The sequence below is a fragment of the Listeria sp. MAN/IMW/UF555 genome, assembly GCF_058684075.1.
This window is the reverse complement of the sequence record NZ_JBZWZS010000003.1, coordinates 439,988-459,499: the sequence shown is the minus strand read 5'-3', so window position 1 is coordinate 459,499 and position 19,512 is coordinate 439,988. Positions and strand designations below refer to the sequence as shown.

General features: G+C 39.6%; 33 protein-coding genes. 2 read left to right on the top strand and 31 right to left on the bottom strand.

Annotated elements, in window-relative coordinates; translation table 11 throughout:
- Positions 1–5: 5 nt before the first annotated feature.
- From rplM to AC4PG8_RS12065, 5 genes are all read right to left on the bottom strand, one after another.
- Positions 6–443, bottom strand: coding sequence for a 50S ribosomal protein L13 (rplM, locus tag AC4PG8_RS12085; protein WP_003764106.1), 438 nt, complete (start codon positions 441–443; stop codon positions 6–8).
- Positions 444–637: 194 nt separating this feature from the next.
- Complete coding sequence (gene truA / locus AC4PG8_RS12080; RefSeq protein ID WP_185541274.1) at positions 638–1,384, bottom strand: tRNA pseudouridine(38-40) synthase TruA; 747 nt, start codon at positions 1,382–1,384, stop codon at positions 638–640.
- A gap of 5 nt (positions 1,385–1,389) precedes the next feature.
- Positions 1,390–2,187, bottom strand: a complete 798-nt coding sequence (locus AC4PG8_RS12075) for an energy-coupling factor transporter transmembrane component T family protein (protein WP_185541272.1) — start codon at positions 2,185–2,187, stop codon at positions 1,390–1,392.
- Positions 2,188–2,189: 2 nt separating this feature from the next.
- Positions 2,190–3,056 (bottom strand): energy-coupling factor ABC transporter ATP-binding protein, encoded by an 867-nt coding sequence (locus AC4PG8_RS12070; protein ID WP_003764109.1) that lies wholly within the window; start codon positions 3,054–3,056, stop codon positions 2,190–2,192.
- The gene (locus AC4PG8_RS12065; RefSeq protein ID WP_010991371.1) at positions 3,032–3,871 is read right to left on the bottom strand and encodes an energy-coupling factor ABC transporter ATP-binding protein; all 840 of its coding nucleotides are present in this window, start codon (positions 3,869–3,871) and stop codon (positions 3,032–3,034) included. The genes AC4PG8_RS12070 and AC4PG8_RS12065 overlap by 25 nt, the downstream gene beginning before the upstream one ends.
- A 130-nt stretch (positions 3,872–4,001) precedes the next feature.
- Here AC4PG8_RS12065 and AC4PG8_RS12060 point away from each other — a divergent pair, with 130 nt between their 5' ends.
- Both AC4PG8_RS12060 and AC4PG8_RS12055 read left to right on the top strand, forming a co-directional pair.
- Positions 4,002–4,664 (top strand): MgtC/SapB family protein, encoded by a 663-nt coding sequence (locus AC4PG8_RS12060; RefSeq protein ID WP_003772952.1) that lies wholly within the window; start codon positions 4,002–4,004, stop codon positions 4,662–4,664.
- A gap of 117 nt (positions 4,665–4,781) precedes the next feature.
- Positions 4,782–5,681, top strand: coding sequence for an acetamidase/formamidase family protein (locus AC4PG8_RS12055; protein ID WP_492170400.1), 900 nt, complete (start codon positions 4,782–4,784; stop codon positions 5,679–5,681).
- Positions 5,682–5,722: 41 nt separating this feature from the next.
- Here the strand turns inward: AC4PG8_RS12055 and AC4PG8_RS12050 are convergent, their stop codons facing one another.
- The 26 genes from AC4PG8_RS12050 to rplB all read right to left on the bottom strand — a co-directional run bounded on the left by AC4PG8_RS12050 (position 5,723) and on the right by rplB (position 19,496).
- Complete coding sequence (locus tag AC4PG8_RS12050; RefSeq protein ID WP_185539175.1) at positions 5,723–6,817, bottom strand: winged helix DNA-binding domain-containing protein; 1,095 nt, start codon at positions 6,815–6,817, stop codon at positions 5,723–5,725.
- A gap of 241 nt (positions 6,818–7,058) precedes the next feature.
- Positions 7,059–7,466, bottom strand: coding sequence for a 50S ribosomal protein L17 (gene rplQ, locus AC4PG8_RS12045; protein WP_003768456.1), 408 nt, complete (start codon positions 7,464–7,466; stop codon positions 7,059–7,061).
- 16 nt (positions 7,467–7,482) lie between these two features.
- Positions 7,483–8,427, bottom strand: coding sequence for a DNA-directed RNA polymerase subunit alpha (locus tag AC4PG8_RS12040; RefSeq protein ID WP_003723676.1), 945 nt, complete (start codon positions 8,425–8,427; stop codon positions 7,483–7,485).
- A 109-nt stretch (positions 8,428–8,536) separates the two neighbouring features.
- Positions 8,537–8,926 (bottom strand): 30S ribosomal protein S11, encoded by a 390-nt coding sequence (gene rpsK / locus AC4PG8_RS12035; RefSeq protein ID WP_003720926.1) that lies wholly within the window; start codon positions 8,924–8,926, stop codon positions 8,537–8,539.
- Between the two features lie 22 nt (positions 8,927–8,948).
- On the bottom strand, positions 8,949–9,314 hold the full coding sequence (rpsM, locus tag AC4PG8_RS12030) for a 30S ribosomal protein S13 (protein WP_003723677.1): 366 nt from the start codon (positions 9,312–9,314) through the stop codon (positions 8,949–8,951).
- Positions 9,315–9,332: 18 nt separating this feature from the next.
- Positions 9,333–9,446 (bottom strand): 50S ribosomal protein L36, encoded by a 114-nt coding sequence (rpmJ, locus tag AC4PG8_RS12025; RefSeq protein ID WP_003720928.1) that lies wholly within the window; start codon positions 9,444–9,446, stop codon positions 9,333–9,335.
- A gap of 103 nt (positions 9,447–9,549) precedes the next feature.
- Positions 9,550–9,768 carry a translation initiation factor IF-1 gene (infA, locus tag AC4PG8_RS12020; protein ID WP_003720929.1) on the bottom strand — a complete coding sequence of 73 codons (219 nt, stop codon included), beginning with the start codon at positions 9,766–9,768 and terminating at the stop codon, positions 9,550–9,552.
- Between the two features lie 387 nt (positions 9,769–10,155).
- Positions 10,156–10,803, bottom strand: a complete 648-nt coding sequence (locus tag AC4PG8_RS12015; RefSeq protein ID WP_003768462.1) for an adenylate kinase — start codon at positions 10,801–10,803, stop codon at positions 10,156–10,158.
- 59 nt (positions 10,804–10,862) lie between these two features.
- Positions 10,863–12,158, bottom strand: a complete 1,296-nt coding sequence (gene secY, locus AC4PG8_RS12010; RefSeq protein ID WP_003772941.1) for a preprotein translocase subunit SecY — start codon at positions 12,156–12,158, stop codon at positions 10,863–10,865.
- Entirely contained in the window at positions 12,158–12,598 is a 441-nt protein-coding gene (gene rplO / locus AC4PG8_RS12005) for a 50S ribosomal protein L15 (protein WP_003764125.1), read from the bottom strand. The genes secY and rplO overlap by 1 nt, the downstream gene beginning before the upstream one ends.
- A 57-nt stretch (positions 12,599–12,655) precedes the next feature.
- The gene (rpmD, locus tag AC4PG8_RS12000; protein WP_003720933.1) at positions 12,656–12,835 is read right to left on the bottom strand and encodes a 50S ribosomal protein L30; all 180 of its coding nucleotides are present in this window, start codon (positions 12,833–12,835) and stop codon (positions 12,656–12,658) included.
- A gap of 16 nt (positions 12,836–12,851) precedes the next feature.
- Complete coding sequence (gene rpsE, locus AC4PG8_RS11995) at positions 12,852–13,355, bottom strand: 30S ribosomal protein S5 (protein ID WP_003772938.1); 504 nt, start codon at positions 13,353–13,355, stop codon at positions 12,852–12,854.
- Between the two features lie 21 nt (positions 13,356–13,376).
- The gene (rplR, locus tag AC4PG8_RS11990; protein WP_003764129.1) at positions 13,377–13,736 is read right to left on the bottom strand and encodes a 50S ribosomal protein L18; all 360 of its coding nucleotides are present in this window, start codon (positions 13,734–13,736) and stop codon (positions 13,377–13,379) included.
- Positions 13,737–13,775: 39 nt separating this feature from the next.
- Positions 13,776–14,312 carry a 50S ribosomal protein L6 gene (gene rplF / locus AC4PG8_RS11985; protein WP_003749693.1) on the bottom strand — a complete coding sequence of 179 codons (537 nt, stop codon included), beginning with the start codon at positions 14,310–14,312 and terminating at the stop codon, positions 13,776–13,778.
- Between the two features lie 30 nt (positions 14,313–14,342).
- Complete coding sequence (gene rpsH, locus AC4PG8_RS11980; RefSeq protein ID WP_003720937.1) at positions 14,343–14,741, bottom strand: 30S ribosomal protein S8; 399 nt, start codon at positions 14,739–14,741, stop codon at positions 14,343–14,345.
- Positions 14,742–14,771: 30 nt separating this feature from the next.
- Entirely contained in the window at positions 14,772–14,957 is a 186-nt protein-coding gene (locus AC4PG8_RS11975; RefSeq protein ID WP_003723684.1) for a type Z 30S ribosomal protein S14, read from the bottom strand.
- A 30-nt stretch (positions 14,958–14,987) separates the two neighbouring features.
- Entirely contained in the window at positions 14,988–15,527 is a 540-nt protein-coding gene (gene rplE / locus AC4PG8_RS11970; protein WP_003720938.1) for a 50S ribosomal protein L5, read from the bottom strand.
- A 26-nt stretch (positions 15,528–15,553) separates the two neighbouring features.
- Positions 15,554–15,865, bottom strand: a complete 312-nt coding sequence (gene rplX, locus AC4PG8_RS11965) for a 50S ribosomal protein L24 (RefSeq protein ID WP_003720939.1) — start codon at positions 15,863–15,865, stop codon at positions 15,554–15,556.
- A 37-nt stretch (positions 15,866–15,902) separates the two neighbouring features.
- Positions 15,903–16,271, bottom strand: a complete 369-nt coding sequence (gene rplN / locus AC4PG8_RS11960) for a 50S ribosomal protein L14 (RefSeq protein ID WP_003723686.1) — start codon at positions 16,269–16,271, stop codon at positions 15,903–15,905.
- Between the two features lie 79 nt (positions 16,272–16,350).
- Positions 16,351–16,614 carry a 30S ribosomal protein S17 gene (gene rpsQ, locus AC4PG8_RS11955; protein ID WP_003720941.1) on the bottom strand — a complete coding sequence of 88 codons (264 nt, stop codon included), beginning with the start codon at positions 16,612–16,614 and terminating at the stop codon, positions 16,351–16,353.
- A 27-nt stretch (positions 16,615–16,641) separates the two neighbouring features.
- On the bottom strand, positions 16,642–16,833 hold the full coding sequence (gene rpmC / locus AC4PG8_RS11950; RefSeq protein WP_003720942.1) for a 50S ribosomal protein L29: 192 nt from the start codon (positions 16,831–16,833) through the stop codon (positions 16,642–16,644).
- Entirely contained in the window at positions 16,823–17,257 is a 435-nt protein-coding gene (gene rplP / locus AC4PG8_RS11945) for a 50S ribosomal protein L16 (protein ID WP_003720943.1), read from the bottom strand. Before rplP ends, rpmC begins: the two co-directional genes overlap by 11 nt.
- Positions 17,258–17,259: 2 nt before the next feature.
- Positions 17,260–17,916 (bottom strand): 30S ribosomal protein S3, encoded by a 657-nt coding sequence (rpsC, locus tag AC4PG8_RS11940; RefSeq protein WP_003720944.1) that lies wholly within the window; start codon positions 17,914–17,916, stop codon positions 17,260–17,262.
- Positions 17,917–17,919: 3 nt separating this feature from the next.
- Positions 17,920–18,276, bottom strand: coding sequence for a 50S ribosomal protein L22 (rplV, locus tag AC4PG8_RS11935; protein ID WP_003727697.1), 357 nt, complete (start codon positions 18,274–18,276; stop codon positions 17,920–17,922).
- A 20-nt stretch (positions 18,277–18,296) separates the two neighbouring features.
- Positions 18,297–18,575: a 30S ribosomal protein S19 gene (rpsS, locus tag AC4PG8_RS11930; protein ID WP_003720946.1), complete on the bottom strand. Its 279-nt coding sequence runs from the start codon at positions 18,573–18,575 to the stop codon at positions 18,297–18,299.
- 87 nt (positions 18,576–18,662) lie between these two features.
- The gene (rplB, locus tag AC4PG8_RS11925; RefSeq protein ID WP_003727696.1) at positions 18,663–19,496 is read right to left on the bottom strand and encodes a 50S ribosomal protein L2; all 834 of its coding nucleotides are present in this window, start codon (positions 19,494–19,496) and stop codon (positions 18,663–18,665) included.
- Positions 19,497–19,512 lie beyond the last annotated feature (16 nt).

Below are 19,512 nucleotides of genomic sequence, written 5' to 3'. Positions count from 1 at the left end.
ATTAATTAACCGCGTAATTCGTATACTTCTGGTTTTTGAGCTGCATGTTCGTGCTCAGATCCACCATATACGTGTAATTTTTTGAATAATTGACGTCCAAGAGAATTTTTTGGAAGCATACCTTTGATAGATAGTTCTAATAATTTCTCAGGATTGTTTGTACGCATTTCACCTGCAGTACGAGATTTCAAACCGCCTGGATATTGAGAGTGACGGTAGTAAATTTTGTCAGTAGCTTTTTTACCAGTAAGACCAATCTTACCAGCGTTGATGATGATTACAAAGTCTCCAGTGTCGATATGTGGAGTAAATTGTGGTTTGTTTTTTCCGCGAAGAATTGAAGCAACTTCACTGGATAAACGTCCTAAAGAAACACCAGTAGCGTCGATAACGTACCATTTACGTTCTACTTCGCCGGGTTTCGCCATATAAGTTGTACGCATGAATTACCCTCCTAAATAAATTGAAACAAATTAGCTCCCGAAAACTGTTCCTAATTCCCGAAATGCTATTCTATATTTTTATTGTTTAAACACAACAACCTTCCGGGGCTTATTGTGGGGCAAACAATACCATAGTCCATAATACAGTTTTTAGAGTAAAAAGTCAATGCGTTCTGTAAAAAAACATCCAATTTTTATTCATAATCAACTCGCCATAAATACAACCCTTGTGGCGGCGCAGTTTTACTAATTAATTTTTGACGATCATGCGCTAATAAGGCTTTCGTAATATCATCTGGAGAAATCCGACCTTGACCTGCATCAAGCAATGTCCCTGTCAAAATCCGCACCATATTATACAAAAAGCCATTCCCTTGAAACGCAATCACTAACGTCTCGGCATCCTCTTCATAAAAGTCGATACTATAAAGCGTCCGCACTTTAGAATCCCGCTCCGTTCTAGCCGAACAAAAACTAGTAAAGTCATGCTCCCCAATTAGGCGTTCGCTTGCTTGCTTCATTTTTGCAATATCTAATTCATATGGATAATGTAACGCAAAGTTTCGACTAAAAGGATCAAAAATTTTCGTCCGTTTTATAACATAACGATATTCTTTTCCGACTGTGCCAAACCTTGCGTGAAAATCGGCTGGTGCTTCCTCAACCGACAAAAAACTAATATCAAACGGCGTCATCACTTGCAAAGCCTTTTGGAATTTTTCTGCTGTAATATCTAGTTCCGAATCAAAATGGATTACCTGTCCTTTCGCATGAACGCCGGTATCTGTTCTTCCTGAAGCTGTAATCCGAACGCTCTTACCTTTATGCATTTTTTTTAATGCTTTTTCAATTTCCGCTTGGACCGTCCGCGTATTCGGCTGCACTTGGTATCCGAAAAAACCACTTCCATCATAAGAAATTATTGCTTTATATCGTGTCATCCATTTCAACTCCGCAACCAAAATAATAATCCAGTTAACACTGCTAAAGAAATTAACAAGAATGTGTCCGCGAATCGCCAGTGTAACAAACGAAATCTCGTCCTACCCTTACCACCACGATAACCACGAGCTTCCATCGCAATCGCTAAGTCCTCTGCTCGCTTAAACGCACTAATAAAAAGCGGCACGAGCAGCGGAATAATCGCCTTGATTCGGTCACTCCATTTTCCACTCGTAAATTCAACGCCACGAGCTTTTTGCGCTTTCAAAATTTTCTCCGTTTCATCCATCAATGTTGGAATAAATCGTAAGGAAATACTAAGCATTAAAGCCAGTTCATGCACTGGTAAATGTACCAATCGAAACGGCGCCAAAATTTTCTCAAGACCATCTGTCAGTTCAATCGGGCTTGTTGTTAATGTTAGTAGCGTCGTCATAAATATAATGAGAACAAAACGGCAAAACATCATCGCCCCGTTCGCTAGTCCGAGGGTTGTTATTTGTAAAAGTCCTAAATCAACTAAAACTGTCCCGCCTTTTGTAAAAAAGACTTGCAGCAATAAAGTAATTAAAATAAGCCAAAAAATCGGTTGTAACCCTTTAATAAAAAATAAAAATGGCACTTTCGAGGTTAGGACTAAATACAAAACATACGCGAACATAAGCGCATAAGTCAGCCAATTGTTCGCTAAAAAGACAATCGCGATAAACGCCATAACAGCAGTGATTTTCGCACGTGGGTCAATTCGATGTAACCAAGAGTTTCCCGGGATATAACGCCCGAGAATCATTTTATCCATCATAATTAAGCCCCGCCCTTCGCTAAGTAAGGCGCCATTTCAGCTGTTAATTCAGCAATTGTTAAACAAGTTTTTGTTAATTTAACATTAAACTTGCGCTCAAAAAGCCCTTGGAATCTCACCACATCCGGAACAGATAAGCCAAGATCCACAAGTTCATCTGGCTTCGCAAAAATTTCCCGCGGCGATCCAATTTTCAGAACCGTTCCAGCTTTCATTAAAACAATCTTTTCAGCGTAACGTGCAGCATCTTCCATACTATGTGTGACAAGGACTGTCGTTAGTCCTTTTTCTTTATGAAGGTTATAGAACATCTCCATAATTTCTTCGCGGCCATGAGGGTCTAGTCCTGCAGTTGGCTCATCTAACACAAGTACTTCTGGATCCATCGCTAAAACTCCAGCAATTGCTACCCGGCGCATTTGTCCACCAGAAAGTTCAAACGGCGAACGAGATAAAATTTCTTCTGTCAGCCCTACTTCATAAATTACTTTTTTAGCCCGAAGTTTCGCATCTTCCTCAGAAACGCCAAAATTCATTGGACCAAAGCAAATATCCTTCTCGACTGTTTCTTCAAAAAGTTGCGCTTCCGGGAATTGGAAAACAATCCCAACCTTTTTGCGTAAATCACGTAGTTTCTTTTGTTTAACTCCCGCGACAATTTCTCTATCGCCAACCGTGATTTTACCTTCAGTCGGCATCAAAAGCGCGTTAAGATGTTGTAGCAATGTTGATTTCCCAGAGCCAGTATGACCAATAATTGCAGAATAGCTACCAGAATCAAAGGAAACATTTACATCAAGCAATGCTCTCTTTTCAAAAGGGCTATTTTTTTGATAACAATAACCTAGTTGTTCGAGTTTAATTTCCATAATTGATCTAGTAATGCTCCTTCCGATAGCACGGTACTCCCTGTTTCAAAGCCACCTGCAACTAATTTTTCTTGTAATTCAATAATAAATGGAACGCCTAAGCCAATTGCTCGCATTGCATCTGCTTGCTCGAAAATTTCTTTTGGCGTGCCTTCACTGTGTATTTCTCCATTATTCATAACAATGACCCGGTCCGCAAAAAGCACTTCATCCAAATCATGCGTAATAGAAATAACGGTAATATCCTCTTGTTCGCGCATAATCCGAATAGTCTCCATTACTTCGGCGCGCCCTCTTGGATCAAGCATGGAAGTTGCTTCGTCCAAAATAATCACATCTGGTTGAAGCGCTAAAACACCCGCAATAGCGACACGTTGCTTTTGACCACCAGAAAGTCTAGCGGGTTCATGTAGCGCGTAGCTTTGCATACCAACCTCATTAAGCGCCGATTCCACTCGCTCCACCATCGTATCATGTGGGACTCCGTGATTCTCTAGCCCAAACGCAACATCATCCTGTACAGTTGCACCGACAAATTGGTTATCTGGATTTTGAAAAACCATTCCCACTTGTCGTCTAATTTCCCATATATTTTTTTCAGACAAAACAAAGTGTCCGATTTTAATTAAGCCATCTTCCGGAAAAAGTAAGCCGTTTAGTAATTTCGCAATAGTGGATTTACCTGAACCATTATGACCAACTAGCGCGACCCATTCCCCTTTTTGAGCAGAAATTGATACATCTTTGACTGCATATTTTTCCGTATCCTCATATTTATAAAAAACGTGCTCTAATCTCACAAAACTTTCTGCCACGCTTAACACCTCACTTTTTGACCATTCATTGTTTATTATAGTATAAACATCCATCTGGCGCAAAATTTCCTTTTTGATTGTTTTGCTTTTTAGCTAACGGGAATATATTAACGTTAAGGATGTGATAGCTATGTTAGCAGATTTTATTTTACGCCTTGTTGTTGCTGGTCTCCTTGGAGCAGTTATTGGACTTGACCGAGAAATTCGGGCAAAAGAAGCCGGTTTCCGGACACATTTTCTCGTTTCCCTTGGTAGTGCTTTAATTATGATTGTTTCTCAGTACGGTTTTTCCGAAATCGCCACTATGCAAACTGTATCATTTGACCCTAGTCGTGTCGCTGCCCAAGTGGTAAGTGGTATTGGCTTTATTGGCGCTGGTACGATTATTATTCAAAAGAAATTTGTTCGTGGATTAACGACAGCTGCAGGTCTTTGGGCCACAGCAGGGATTGGTCTCGCTGTTGGTGCTGGTATGTATTGGGTTGGAATTGCCGCGACATTACTCACACTAATTGGTTTAGAATTTCTCAGTATCGTCTTTAAATCCGTTTCGCTCCATACAACTTCACTTATTTATTCCACTGATAAACAAGAAAACTTAGTAAAAATCACTGACAAAATCCAGCAAAATAAACAACAAATAATTTCGTACTCTAGTGAAAAAGAATTGGTCGGAAAAAGTCTATTTATCCGGGTTAATATCGTTGTAAAAACCAAGAATAAGAACGACGAATATGAACTATTTCACTTTATCCAAACGCTTCCCGATGTCACTATTGAAAAAATGGAATAAATTAGATATTTATAGCACATTTTGATTAATTTGTTCACAGAATATCCATTTACTTACATCTTCTCGTTTTGCTATAATTCACCCGTCAACACTAACAGAATAGAGAGAAGGGATGAGATGAAAAACTTTGTAACTTCAGAACGTTCGATTCATAAGATGGATGAATCAGCAAAACCTGTGCTTACAGTCAAAGATGGCTCCGTTGTGACAATAAAAATAAAAGATCACTTCAATGGCCAAATCAACAAAGAACAGCTTCACTACGGGGAAATAGATTGGAAGCAGTTTTCGCCCACCACAGGCCCAATTTGTATTGAAGAAGCGCGCCCAGGGGACTTACTCGCAGTAACCATTGAAAAAATCGCCCTCACAAGTAAAGATGTCGTTTTATTAAACGGACCTACTATCGGTGTAACAGATGATTTACTACCAAATAATTGTATCCGCCGCTATAAAATCAAACAGAATAAGATTATTTATTCTGATGAAATCCACGTACAATTACAAAAAACAATTGGTCTATTAAAAACCGAATCCATTCATCAAACAAAACCATTTCATATCCCTACTAAACACGGCGGGACACTTGACTCTCCCGATATAACAGAAGGCGCTACAATATTTTTACCAGTAGAAAAATTCGGGGCAATGCTCCATGTAGCTGATATAAGAGCAACTACAGGTTTCGGAAAAACAACATCAACCAGCGCGGAAGTCCCTGCAGAAGTAACATTACGGCTACAATTACTCAAAAACAAAACAGCCCCAACACCGATTATTATTCATAAAAACAACCTAATCTGCCTCGGCTCTGAACTTACTACCGAAAAGGCAACAAAAAAAGCATTACAAAACATGTTAAACGTACTAATGGAATCAGATAAAATAACACTAGAAGATGCAATATTTTTATTATCTTTACAAGCTGATTTTGAAGTTTGCAGGCTGAATAAAGCAAACGTCACAACAAGTATCAAGCTTCCATTAAGTAGCTTCCCAGAGATGCCTTTCCTATAAAAAGAAGCCCGTTCGCGATAACTTTTACGAACGGGCTTCTTTTAAATTTGTTCAAAAAAACTTCCTTGGTATTTTTTATGAAGAAATTTCGCTAATTTTCTCGCTTCCGTTTCAACAAATTTTTGGTTTTTCTTCGTCATTTTTTTAGTAAGAAAGAAGGTGAACGTTACGTTATCTCCTGTTATCTTATATCTCCAAGTTCCGTAAAATAAGCCATTTACAATTAGAACAGCCTCAATCTGCCCAGCCGGACGCCAAATCAAACTTGTTTCAGTTGCATCAGCTAACCAGTCTTTTTTCCCGTAGCTAACAAAAAGTGGATCGAATTTTCCTAGTAAAAGCGGCCGTTGTTGTTCTAAGTCAGTTTGAATTTCTGTTTTGCTATAGTAAACCTGACCATCCTCACCTATGTAACTAAAATAATTTTCAAGAGCCGCCTCAAGCGTTTGTTGGAATTCAAACTTCCGCAGGCCTGTCCAATGTTTGAAATCCCGAATTGTAGCTGGACCGTACGCGCTAAAGTAACGGTCAATCATTACCTCAAGTCCACCTTCATTACGACCAGTTTCTAGCCAATTAGTTTGTTTTTCTGCACTAATCCAATTTCTATGGCTATAAAATCTTGTTTTAGGTGATTCCGGTACACAAAAGAGCGTGCCATCAAGCGATCCTTGAATAAAAACACCACCCCATAGCATAAGTTCTTTAGCGTGCTGTCCTAATAATTCAGCAAATGCTTCTTTCGGTATTTTCTCTTCGCTTAAAAGAAGTTGCTCCATATCCTCCAGCAGTAAGTCTAAATCATGCCCTAGAGAGTCAGCGTGCTTTTTTAACCAATTATTCTTATCCGAATAAACATCATGCACAAAAAACCAGTCAGAAGGCGTATACATATGCACAGTCATCCTTTGACCCCATATTTTAATTAAATCTTTTTGATCATAATCATGTTGAAGTTTTTCTTTTGTGAGATCAGGCACCCGGTTAAACAAACTGATTTCACCAAACTGTTGATACTGTGATTGAATGCCAAATAACGCACGAGAAGCATCCGGTGCGCTAGAAAATTTATTTTGTAATAGACCTGAATTGTATAACCGATTTTGAGCTATTTGCGAGTTAGTGACTGATTGCATACCTAGTTCCCCCTCGAAACAAATCTTTGAGGTTTACTATAGATGCTTTCAGAATAAAAGGCAAGTGAAAAAATACAGCTTTTCAAGTTTGACCCACAAACGAAGCATGTCCGTAAAGCAGGTCAAACAAAAAAAGCCTGCCTCCTAGCCTACGATTAAATAGACTAGGAAACACAGAGCTAGACAAGGAAACACGAAGTCTCCATATCATGACACTCCACTTGCTTTAAACGTTTTATTATTAAACTAATTCAATAATAACCATTGGTGCGCCGTCACCGCGACGTGGACCTTTTTTCAAGATACGAGTGTAACCACCTTGACGTTCCGCGTAACGTGGAGCAACATCATCAAATAGTTTTTGTAGAGCGTATACAGGACGGTTTTTCTTCACAGTAGAACCATCTTTACCTTTAGCATCTACTTGTACTACTTCTACAACTTCATGACGGATGAAAGCAGCTGCTTGACGACGAGCGTGCAAGTCTCCTTTTTTCCCAGAAGTGATTAGTTTTTCAACAACTTTACGAATCTCTTTAGCGCGAGCTTCTGTTGTTTCAATACGTTCATGTACGATTAAATCCGTTGCAAGATCACGTAGTAACGCTTTACGTTGTGAGCTTGTACGACCTAATTTTCTGTAACCCATGGAATTGCCTCCTTTATCAGTTTTCGTTTCTTAGAGATAAGCCAAGGTCAGCCAGTTTTACTTTAACTTCCTCAAGCGATTTACGGCCCAAGTTACGGACTTTCATCATATCGTCTTCGGATTTGTCAGCAAGTTCCTGTACTGTGTTGATTCCAGCGCGTTTCAAACAATTATATGAACGAACAGACAAGTCTAATTCTTCAATAGTCATTTCAAGCACTTTCTCTTTATGGCTTTCTTCTTTTTCAATCATAATTTCAGCTTTTTGTGCTTCATCTGTTAAATTAACGAAGATACTTAAGTGCTCAGAAAGAATTTTAGCTCCAAGTGAAACTGCTTCTTCTGGGCTGATACTTCCGTCAGTTAACACATCAAACGTAAGCTTATCATAATTAGTTGATTGTCCAACACGTGTATTTTCCACTTGATAGTTCACACGGATAACCGGTGAAAAGATTGAATCGACTGGAAGTACACCAATTGGCATATTTTCGCGTTTATTTTGATCAGCAGGTGTGTAACCACGACCACGAGTCGCATTTAAACGCACATGAAATTTAGCATTATCACTTAATGTAGCAATGTGTAAGTCGGGATTTAAAATCTCAACGTCGCTGTCATAATTAATGTCAGCTGCAGTTACTACACCAGGACCTTGCATATCGATTTCTAATGTTTTTTCTTCATCAGAATAGATTTTTAGTGCAAGTTTTTTAATATTTAAAATCATGGTTGTTACATCTTCTACTACACCTTCAATTACAGAAAACTCATGTAAAGCTCCATCAATTTGGATAGAGGTTACTGCTGCACCTGGAAGAGAAGATAATAGAATACGACGTAAGGAGTTACCCAAAGTTGTACCATATCCACGCTCAAGTGGCTCTACAACAAACTTTCCATACTTGGCATCATCGCTGATCTCAATCGTCTCGATTTTTGGCTTTTCAATTTCGATCATTCAAATTTACCCTCCTTCAAAACGTCTAGAATATCAGTCTTTATGTCAAACTCTCTGCCTTGATAGTTAAGACAGTAAAAATCTACTATTGGCAAAAGAAAACGACCACTTATACGCGACGACGTTTTGGAGGACGACATCCGTTATGTGGAACTGGAGTTACATCTTTAATAGCTGTTACTTCAAGACCAGCTGCTTGTAGTGCACGGATAGCCGCTTCACGACCTGAACCAGGACCTTTAACAGTTACTTCTAATGTTTTTAAACCATGTTCTTGTGCTGATTTTGCTGCACTTTCAGCTGCCATTTGCGCTGCGAAAGGAGTAGATTTACGAGAACCTTTAAATCCTAGAGAACCTGCACTTGACCAAGCTAAAGCATTACCATGTGTGTCAGTAATCATTACGATCGTATTATTAAATGTAGAACGAATGTGTGCAATACCAGATTCGATATTCTTTTTCACACGACGTTTACGAGTATTTGTTTTACGAGCCATTCACTAACTACCTCCTTTACTATTATTTCTTTTTACCTGCTACTGTTTTGGACGGGCCTTTACGAGTACGGGCATTATTTTTTGTATTTTGTCCGCGAACTGGAAGTCCACGACGGTGACGCATGCCACGGTAAGAACCGATTTCGATTAGACGTTTAATGTTTAAGTTTACTTCACGACGAAGGTCACCTTCAACTTTAATGCGGTCTAAGATTTCACGGATTTTACCTAGCTCTTCTTCAGTTAAATCACGAGTACGAGTATCTTCAGAAACACCAGCTTCAGCAAGAACTTCTTTAGCTGTTTGTTTACCGATACCATAAATGTAAGTCAGGGAAATAACAATACGTTTTTCACGTGGAACGTCCACACCTGCAATACGTGCCATTTACTTAAGCACCTCCTCTTATCCTTGTTTTTGTTTATGTTTTGGATTTTCACAAATTACCATTACTTTACCTTTACGACGAATAACTTTACATTTTTCGCACATAGGTTTCACTGATGGTCTTACTTTCATATAGATATACCTCCTTGTTTATTAGAGAAAATGTCTCTATAAACCGATAATTTCTAAGCTGGATAAACCAGACCGGTATATAAATTCAATTTCGGAGTGCAAATTATTTAAAACGATAAGTAATTCTTCCGCGTGTCAGGTCGTATGGAGAAAGCTCTACTGTCACTTTATCTCCAGGTAAAATACGAATGTAATGCATGCGAATTTTACCAGAAACAGTTGCCAGTACTTTATGACCATTTTCGAGTTCAACATTGAACATCGCGTTTGGTAGAGTTTCTTGCACAACGCCTTCTACTTCAATAACATCTTCCTTTGCCATATGTTTGCTACCTCCTTCTTGTATTCTTGGATTTGTTCCTGATGCAGGCCTAATCCTTTCAGTGTAACTATTTCTCTTACATGAAAAAAACGTAAAACATGCAAAAATGGATGCACTTCATTAAAAGGCAACACATTTCGCCAGCTTTTCAGACAACCTGTAAAAGTGAAATCCGTAAAAACCAGAAGAACTGTCACTCGCAAAAGTATTGCGGCTGAACAGATCAGGGTAGAACATATACGTCATTCGGATGATCTTCAAACGGTTCTCTCGTTCATCATGATTTGCTTAGATGCCTTTAATTCCACTGCCAATTATCCATTATACTACAAATCAAACCAATTTGCACGCATTGATTTTGACAGTGATTTCAGCACAGCTTACCCCTCAAAAAGAAGCAAGAATTTTTTCCACATCTACAAAAACGTCATTAATATCTTGCTCGCCGTTTATGCTATGAAGTTTACCTTTTTCAGAGTAAAAATCAAGAAGCGGCTTGGTCTGTTTCATATTGACATTTAGTCGATTTTCAACAGTTTCTTTTTTGTCATCTTCGCGTTGGTAAAGTTCTCCACCATCTAAATCACATTTCCCAGGAACTTTCGGTGGGTTATAGATTTCATGGTAAGTTTTACCGCAAGTCCGACAAATCCAACGACCTGTAAGACGTTTCATTAAAACATCTTTATCAACTTCAATGTTAATGACAGCATCAAGTTCTGTCCCTAAATCACTTAGAATATTTTCTAGCTCTTCTGCTTGTTCCACTGTACGCGGAAAACCATCAAGCAAGAAACCATTCTTAGCATCATCTTCGGCCAAACGTTCACGAACGATACCATTTGTTACTTCATCAGGAACAAGGTCGCCATTATCCATAAAGGATTTAGCTTTCTTTCCTAATTCCGTATTATTTTTCATAGCTGCTCGGAACATATCTCCAGTGGAAATATGAGGAATGTTGTATTTCTCAACAATCTGTTCCGCTTGTGTGCCTTTTCCGGCGCCGGGCAGTCCCATTAATACTAATTTCAACTGTTTCGCCCCTTATTACGCGCTAGCTCCTGCTAGGAAATCCTAACAAGAACCGCGTGTTATTTGATAAATCCCCGATAGTTCCTTTTTACAAGTTGTCCTTCGAGTTGTTTCGTAGTATCTAATGCTACCCCGATAACAATTAGTAGGCTTGTACCACCAACGGCAAGTGACTGCGGTAAACTAAACACAGTAGTACCGATAGTTGGAAGTATAGCAACCGCTGAAAGGAAAATTGCACCAACAAATGTTAGACGGTAAAGTACCGATGTAAGATATGCTTGTGTTTCCCGACCAGGACGTTTACTAGGAATATACCCACCTTGCTTTTTCAAGTTGTCCGCAACTTTCTCAGGGTTCACTTGAATGAAAGCATAGAAATAAGTGAAAGCAACAATTAGTGCAACATATAAAATCATACCAATTGGTTTTGTGTAATCAAACACGTCTTTCAATACTTTTACAATGTCGTTACTTTGATCAAAGAAAGTAAGAATTGTTTGCGGTGTAATAATAAATGCACTTGCAAAGATAACTGGGATAACTCCGGCAGAGTTAAGTTTTAATGGCAAATGAGTTGCTTGCGCGCCCGATTGTTTTGCTCCTGCTACACGTTTAGAGTATTGAATTGGAATTTTACGAAGTGCTTGTTGGAAGAAGATAACAGCTACAACAATAGCTAGAATCGCAACTCCCACACCTGCTAACGTTAAAATGTGTAAGAACAGTTGATCACCAGCGTTTTCAATTTGCGAAACATATAATTGACGCACTCCATCAGGAATACGAGCAACAATACCTGCAAAGATAATGATGGAAACACCATTACCAACGCCTTTAACAGTGATTTGTTCCCCTAACCACATTAAGAACATTGTACCGGTAGTTAATACGATTGCAATAATCACATATCTACCGATGGACGGTTCGATAACCAAACCAGCAGATGACATGCGGTTAAACCCGTATGCCATACCGAATGCTTCGATTAAACCAAGTCCAATCGTCATGTATCTAGTAAGTTGATTGAGTTTTTTACGACCCATTTCCCCTTGCTTAGACCATTCAGTTAACTTGGGAACAACATCCATTTGAAGTAACTGAACAATAATGGAAGATGTAATGTAAGGCATTACACCCATGGCAAAAATTGAGAAGTTTTTTAAAGCCCCACCATTAAATGTGTTTAAGAACCCCAAAATACCGCCATCCATACTAGATTGTAAAGCAGCTGCGTTAACTCCCGGTACTGGCACGAATGTACCAATACGGAAAATAACTAGCATAGCTAATGTAAATAGTATTTTTTTACGGATGTCTGCTACTTTGAAGAAGTTCGCTAACGTTTGAAACATTAGATCACCTCAGTTTTTCCGCCGGCTGCTTCAATAGCTTCTTTTGCAGCTGCAGAGAATTTGTTCGCTTTCACAGTAAGTTTTTTCTCGATATTTCCATCAGATAAAATCTTAATCCCGGATTTTTCGTTACGAATAATTCCAGTTTCGATTAAAAGTTCTGGTGTTACTTCTGTACCATCTTCAAAGCGGTTTAAAACATCTAAGTTAACGATAGCAAATTCTTTACGGTTGATATTTGTGAATCCACGTTTTGGAATACGACGGAAAAGTGGAAGTTGTCCACCTTCAAAACCTAGGCGTACGCCACCACCGGAACGAGCTTTTTGTCCTTTATGACCGCGTCCAGAAGTTTTGCCGTTACCAGAGCCTGTTCCACGACCAACACGATTACGTTCTTTACGAGAACCTTCTGAAGGTTTAAGTTCATGTAGTTTCATGTCAAGCACCTCCTCCTATTTAACAAATTCTATCAATTACATATTATTATATTAAGCTTAAACTTCTTTGACGTCCACTAAATGACTTACTTTAGTGATCATCCCACGAATTGCAGGATTATCTTCTTTAACCACTACAGAATTTGTTTTACCAAGACCTAATGCTTGAACAGTTTTGCGTTGTGGTTGAGGGCGTCCGATTAAGCTACGTTTTAGAGTAATTTCTAACTTCGCCATAATGATAATTCCCTCCTTATCCTAACAATTCTTCTACTGTTTTGCCACGAAGTTTCGCAACATCTTCAGCGTTTTTAAGTTGTTTAATTCCGTCGATTGTAGCACGTACCATGTTAATTGGTGTATTAGATCCAAGCGATTTGGAAGATACATCAGCAACACCAGCAAGTTCTAGGACCGCACGAACGGGACCACCAGCAGTTACACCAGAACCGGCACTAGCTGGTTTAAGAAGAATTTCTCCGCCACCAAAATGTCCGACTACAGTGTGTGGAATAGTTGTGTCTACAGTTGGTACAAACACCATGTTCTTTTTAGCATCCTCAACAGCTTTGCGGATTGCATCTGGAACTTCTTGTGCTTTACCAGTACCGAAACCAACATGACCATTTTTGTCTCCAACAACAACAAGTGCTGTGAAACGGAAACGACGTCCACCTTTAACTACTTTAGCAACACGGTTGATTGTAACAACGCGTTCTTCTAAATCTAATTTGTTTCCATCAATTTGCTCAGGCATGTAATATGTCCCTCCTTCTTATTAAAATTCTAGTCCATTTTCGCGAGCTGCTTCAGCAAGAGCTTTTACGCGGCCATGATATAAGTATCCTCCACGGTCAAAAGTGACAGAAGTAATACCTTTTTCGGAAGCACGTTTAGCAACTAGTTCGCCAACTTTGCTTGCTGCATCAACTTTGGATTCAGCAGAACCGAAATCTTTATCTAAATTAGACGCACTTGCAAGTGTCACACCATTTACATCATCAATAACTTGAGCATAAATGTTTTTGTTTGAACGGAATACGTTTAAACGTGGACGACTTTCAGTTCCAGAAATCTTAGAACGAACACGAGCATGTCTTTTTTTACGTACTTTATTTTTGTCGATTTTGGTAATCACACGACTCACCTCTTCTCTCATTTGCCTAATTAAGCGGCATTATTTACCAGTTTTACCTTCTTTACGGCGTACATGTTCGCCTTCGTAACGAATACCTTTACCTTTATATGGCTCTGGTGGACGTACGGCACGAATGTTTGCAGCTAACTCGCCAACGTGTTCTTTGTTGTATCCTTTAACAATCACTTGAGTGTTTGCAGGAACTTCAATTTCTACGCCTTTAGGAGCAACAAACTCTACTGGATGAGAGTACCCTACGTTAAGAACAAGTTTGTCTCCTTGTTTTTGCGCACGGTAACCAACACCGATAAGTTCTAATTTCTTTTCATAACCCTCGGAAACTCCGACAACCATGTTATTAAGAATAGCACGAGTTGTACCATGAAGTGCACGGTGGTTTTTATTATCAGTCGGGCGAGAAACGTTAATTTCGTTGCCTTCAATATTAATAGTAATTTCTGGGTTGAACTCTTTTACAAGTTCACCTTTAGGACCTTTAACTGTTGCTGTTGATCCATTAAGTGTAACTGTTACACCTGCAGGAATCACAATAGTTTTTTTACCTATACGGGACATTTATTGCACCTCCTTATGGTTTACTTTTTCTTACCAAACGTATGCTAGTACTTCTCCGCCGACTTGTTTAGCACGGGCTTCTTTGTCGGTTAAAACGCCTTGGGAAGTAGACACGATTGCGATACCTAGACCGTTAAGTACTTTAGGCACCTCAGTTGATTTTGCATATACACGTAAACCTGGCTTACTGATACGTTTCAAACCAGTGATTACACGTTCGCCAGTCGCTCCATATTTTAAGAAAACACGGATTGTTCCAGCATTGTCATCTTCAATATATTCAACGTCACGGATAAAACCTTCACGCTTCAATATTTCAGCAATTTCTTTTTTGATTTTGGATGCAGGCAGTTCTAATTTATCATGTTTAACCATGTTTGCATTACGAATGCGAGTTAGAAAATCTGCAATTGGATCTGTCATCACCATGTATAATACCCTCCTTCCTTAAACTCTTTCTTACCAGCTTGCTTTTTTCACGCCGGGAATTTGACCTTTATAGGCAAGTTCACGGAAACAAATACGGCATAATTTAAATTTGCGAATAACGGAATGTGGACGACCACAACGTTCACAACGAGTATATGCTTGAACAGCGTATTTTGGTGTACGTTTTTGCTTCGCGATCATGGATTTCTTAGCCACGTTTTCGCCTCCCTACTAAATTAGTTTTGATTACTTTTGAAATGGCATCCCTAGTTGAGTAAGTAACTCATGAGATTCTTCATCACTTTTGGCAGTTGTAACGATTACTACGTCCATACCGCGTACTTTTGATACTTGATCGTAATCAATTTCAGGGAAAATAAGTTGCTCTCTAACACCCAACGTATAGTTACCACGACCATCGAAAGCTTTTTTCGATACGCCACGGAAATCACGAACACGTGGAAGTGAAACAGTAACTAATTTATCTAAGAAATCATACATGCGTTCACCACGCAATGTTACTTTAGCACCGATTGGCATTCCTTCACGAAGACGGAAACCAGCGATAGAATTTTTTGCTTTTGTGATAACAGGTTTTTGACCAGTGATAAGAGCTAACTCCTCCACTGCACTGTCTAACACTTTCGCATTTGCTGTAGCGTCACCAACACCAGTGTTGATTACGATTTTATCTATTTTTGGAACCTCCATTACGGAGTCATAATTGAATTTGCTCATTAAAGCAGGAACAATTTCCTTAAGATATTGATCTTTAAGGCGATTCATGTAATATTCCCTCCTTCCTACGACTATTATTTATCTATTACTTCACCGGATTTTTTTGCTACGCGTACTTTTTTATCACCTTTAACTTCGTAGCCTACACGAGTAGGTTCGCCAGTTTTAGGGTCAATTAGCATTACGTTTGAAACATGGATTGGTGCTTCAACATTCAAGATTCCGCCTTGCGGGTTGATGTTGGAAGGTTTAGTATGTTTTTTAACCATATTGATTCCTTCGATAAGTACGCGGTCCTTTTTCGGAAATGCTGCGAGCACTTTGCCGGATTTGCCTTTATCTTTACCAGTAATAACTTTTACTTTATCACCTTTTTTGACATGCATTGGTATAGCACCTCCTTGATTTCTTGGAACTTAATTTTTAAAGAACTTCTGGAGCTAAAGAAACGATCTTCATAAAGTTGTTTTCACGAAGTTCGCGAGCAACAGGTCCAAAAATACGTGTTCCACGAGGACTTTTATCGTCACGGATAATGACACATGCATTTTCATCAAACTTGATGTAAGAACCGTCTTGACGACGTGCTCCACTCTTAGTACGAACGATTACTGCTTTAACAACTTCACCTTTTTTGACAACGCCGCCTGGTGTTGCTTGTTTAACGGTACACACGACAACATCACCAATGTTAGCAGTTTTGCGTCCTGATCCACCTAGCACTTTAATAGTTAACACTTCACGTGCGCCAGAGTTATCAGCCACTTTCATACGACTTTCTTGTTGAATCATTAGGACACCCTCCTTCCAGAATAACGGGTCGGAAAAATTGCACTCGGCAACTTTTCACAATCTATTTTTAACTTTTGATTTAGATAATTACTGCTTCTTCTACAACTTCTAATAAACGGAAATGTTTAGTTGCAGACAATGGACGAGTTTCGGAAATACGAACTACATCGCCAGTTTTTGCAATGTTATTTTCATCATGCGCTTTGAATTTTTTAGAATACTTCACGCGTTTACCGTACAAACCATGTTTCTTGTACGTTTCAACAACCACGGTAATTGTTTTATCCATTTTATCGGATACAACACGACCAGTATAAACTTTACGTTGGTTACGGTCAGCCATGTATTAAAACCTCCTTACGATTCTTTTTTAAGCAAGTTCTCTTTCTCGAACGATTGTTTTCATACGGGCAATTGCTTTACGAACCTCACGAATACGTGCGGTGTTTTCTAATTGACCAGTAGCTAATTGAAAGCGCAGGTTGAAGAGCTCTTCTTTCAAAGCTTTTTCTTGATCTTGGATTTCGGTAGTGGATAAATCACGGATATCATTAGCTTTCATTTGCTTCACCACCAATTTCTTCACGTTTAACGATCTTAGTTTTGACCGGCAGTTTGTGTGCTGCTAGACGTAATGCTTCACGCGCTACATCTTCAGGAACACCTGCGATTTCAAACATAATTTTGCCGCGTTTGACTGGGCTTACCCAACCTTCCGGAGCACCTTTACCTTTACCCATCCGAACCCCGATTGGTTTAGAAGTGTAAGATTTATGAGGGAAAATTTTAATCCAAACTTTACCGCCACGTTTCATGTAACGAGTCATTGCGATACGAGCTGCTTCGATTTGACGGTTTGTAATCCAAGAAGCTTCAACTGCTTGAAGACCATATTCACCAAATGCAACTTCAGTTCCGCCTTTCGCGCGTCCACGCATGTTTCCGCGGAATTCACGACGGTATTTTACACGTTTAGGAACTAACATTATTATTTTCCTCCTTCCACATTGTTTTTCTTCGTAGGAAGGACTTCACCACGGTAGATCCAGACTTTAACGCCTAGTTTACCATAAGTTGTGTCAGCTTCTTCCCATGCGTAGTCGATGTCGGCACGCAATGTATGAAGAGGTACTGTTCCTTCGCTATAGTGTTCAGCACGAGCGATATCCGCTCCGCCAAGACGACCAGATACTTGAGTTTTGATACCTTTTGCTCCAGCACGCATAGTACGTTGGATAGCTTGTTTTTGCGCACGACGGAAAGATACACGACCTTCCAATTGACGAGCGATGTTTTCAGCAACCAATTTTGCGTCTAGGTCAGCACGTTTGATTTCTACGATATTGATATGAACACGTTTTTGAGTAAGTTCGTTTAAGTTTTTGCGTAATGCTTCAACTTCAGAACCACCTTTACCGATAACCATACCAGGTTTAGCAGTATGAATAGTGATATTCACACGGTTAGCTGCACGTTCGATTTCTACGCGAGAAACAGAAGCGTCAGATAAACGTTTTGCAACATAATCACGGATGCGTAAATCTTCATGTAAGAAGTCCGCATAATCTTTTTCCGCGTACCATTTGGAGTCCCAATCACGGATGACACCGATACGCATACCTATTGGATGTACTTTTTGACCCACGAATTATCCCTCCTTCACTTCAGATACCACAACTGTAATGTGGCTAGTACGTTTGTTGATTGCACTTGCACGACCTTGTGCACGTGGACGGAAACGTTTAAGTGTTGGACCTTCGTCAACAAATGCTTCCTCTACTACAAGGTTGTTAATGTCTAAATCATAGTTATGCTCTGCGTTAGCAATAGCGGATTTTAATACTTTTTCAATAATTGGGGAAGCTGATCTTGGAGTATACTTCAAGATTGCAATTGCTTCGCCAACTTGCTTGCCTCGAATTAAATCAATGACGATTCTAGCTTTGCGAGGAGCAATACGAACCGTTTTGGCAACGGCTTTTGCGCTTGTAACTTCACTTGCCATTAGGATATCCTCCTCTCAAATTAGCGTTTAGTTTTTTTATCGTCGCCCGCATGACCGCGGTACGTACGAGTTGGTGCGAATTCGCCCAGTTTGTGTCCTACCATATCTTCTTGAACATAAACAGGAACGTGTTTACGTCCATCATATACTGCGATTGTTTGTCCAACAAAAGTTGGGAAAATCGTGGAGCGACGAGACCAAGTTTTAATTACTTGTTTCTTTTCGCTTTCTGCTGCTGCTTCCACTTTCTTCATCAAGTGGTCATCAACAAAAGGTCCTTTTTTCAAACTACGACCCATGACGGAACCTCCCTTCGCATAGTCAGGAAGCTGAGAACGCTTGTCCTCGCTATCCTGCTACCAATTTTATTCAATCTATTAATCCGATTATTTTTTCTTACGACGACGTACGATAAATTTATCGGAGTTGTTGTTTTTCTTACGTGTTTTGTATCCAAGAGTTGGTTTACCCCATGGAGACATTGGCGATTTACGACCGATTGGAGCTTTACCTTCACCACCACCGTGTGGGTGATCGTTCGGGTTCATTACAGATCCACGAACAGTTGGGCGTTTACCCATCCAACGTGAACGACCTGCTTTACCGATGTTGATAAGTTCGTGTTGTTCGTTACCAACTTGACCGATTGTAGCACGGCAAGTAGCAAGGATCATGCGAACTTCACCGGAGTTTAAGCGGATTAATACGTATTTGCCTTCTTTACCAAGTACTTGAGCACTTGTTCCAGCAGAACGTACTAATTGTCCACCTTTACCAGGTTTCATTTCGATATTGTGGATAACAGTACCCACTGGAATATCTTTTAATTCTAGTGCATTACCGACTTTAATGTCAGCTTCTGCTCCTGAATAAATTGTTTGACCTACTTCAAGGCCTTTCGCTGCGATGATGTAGCGTTTTTCTCCATCAGCATAGTTGATTAGAGCAATATTAGCAGAACGGTTTGGATCGTACTCGATCGTTGCAACGCGTCCAGGAATACCATCTTTGTTACGTTTGAAATCAATCACGCGGTATTGGCGTTTATGGCCACCGCCGTGATGACGAACAGTTAACTTACCTTGGTTATTGCGTCCGGCTTTCTTTTTAAGAGGACGTAGTAAAGATTTTTCTGGAGTACTTGTAGTAATCTCAGCGAAATCTGAACTTGTCATATGCCGGCGCCCGTTAGTGGTAGGTTTATACTTTTTGATCGCCATTGTTTCCCCTCCTCGT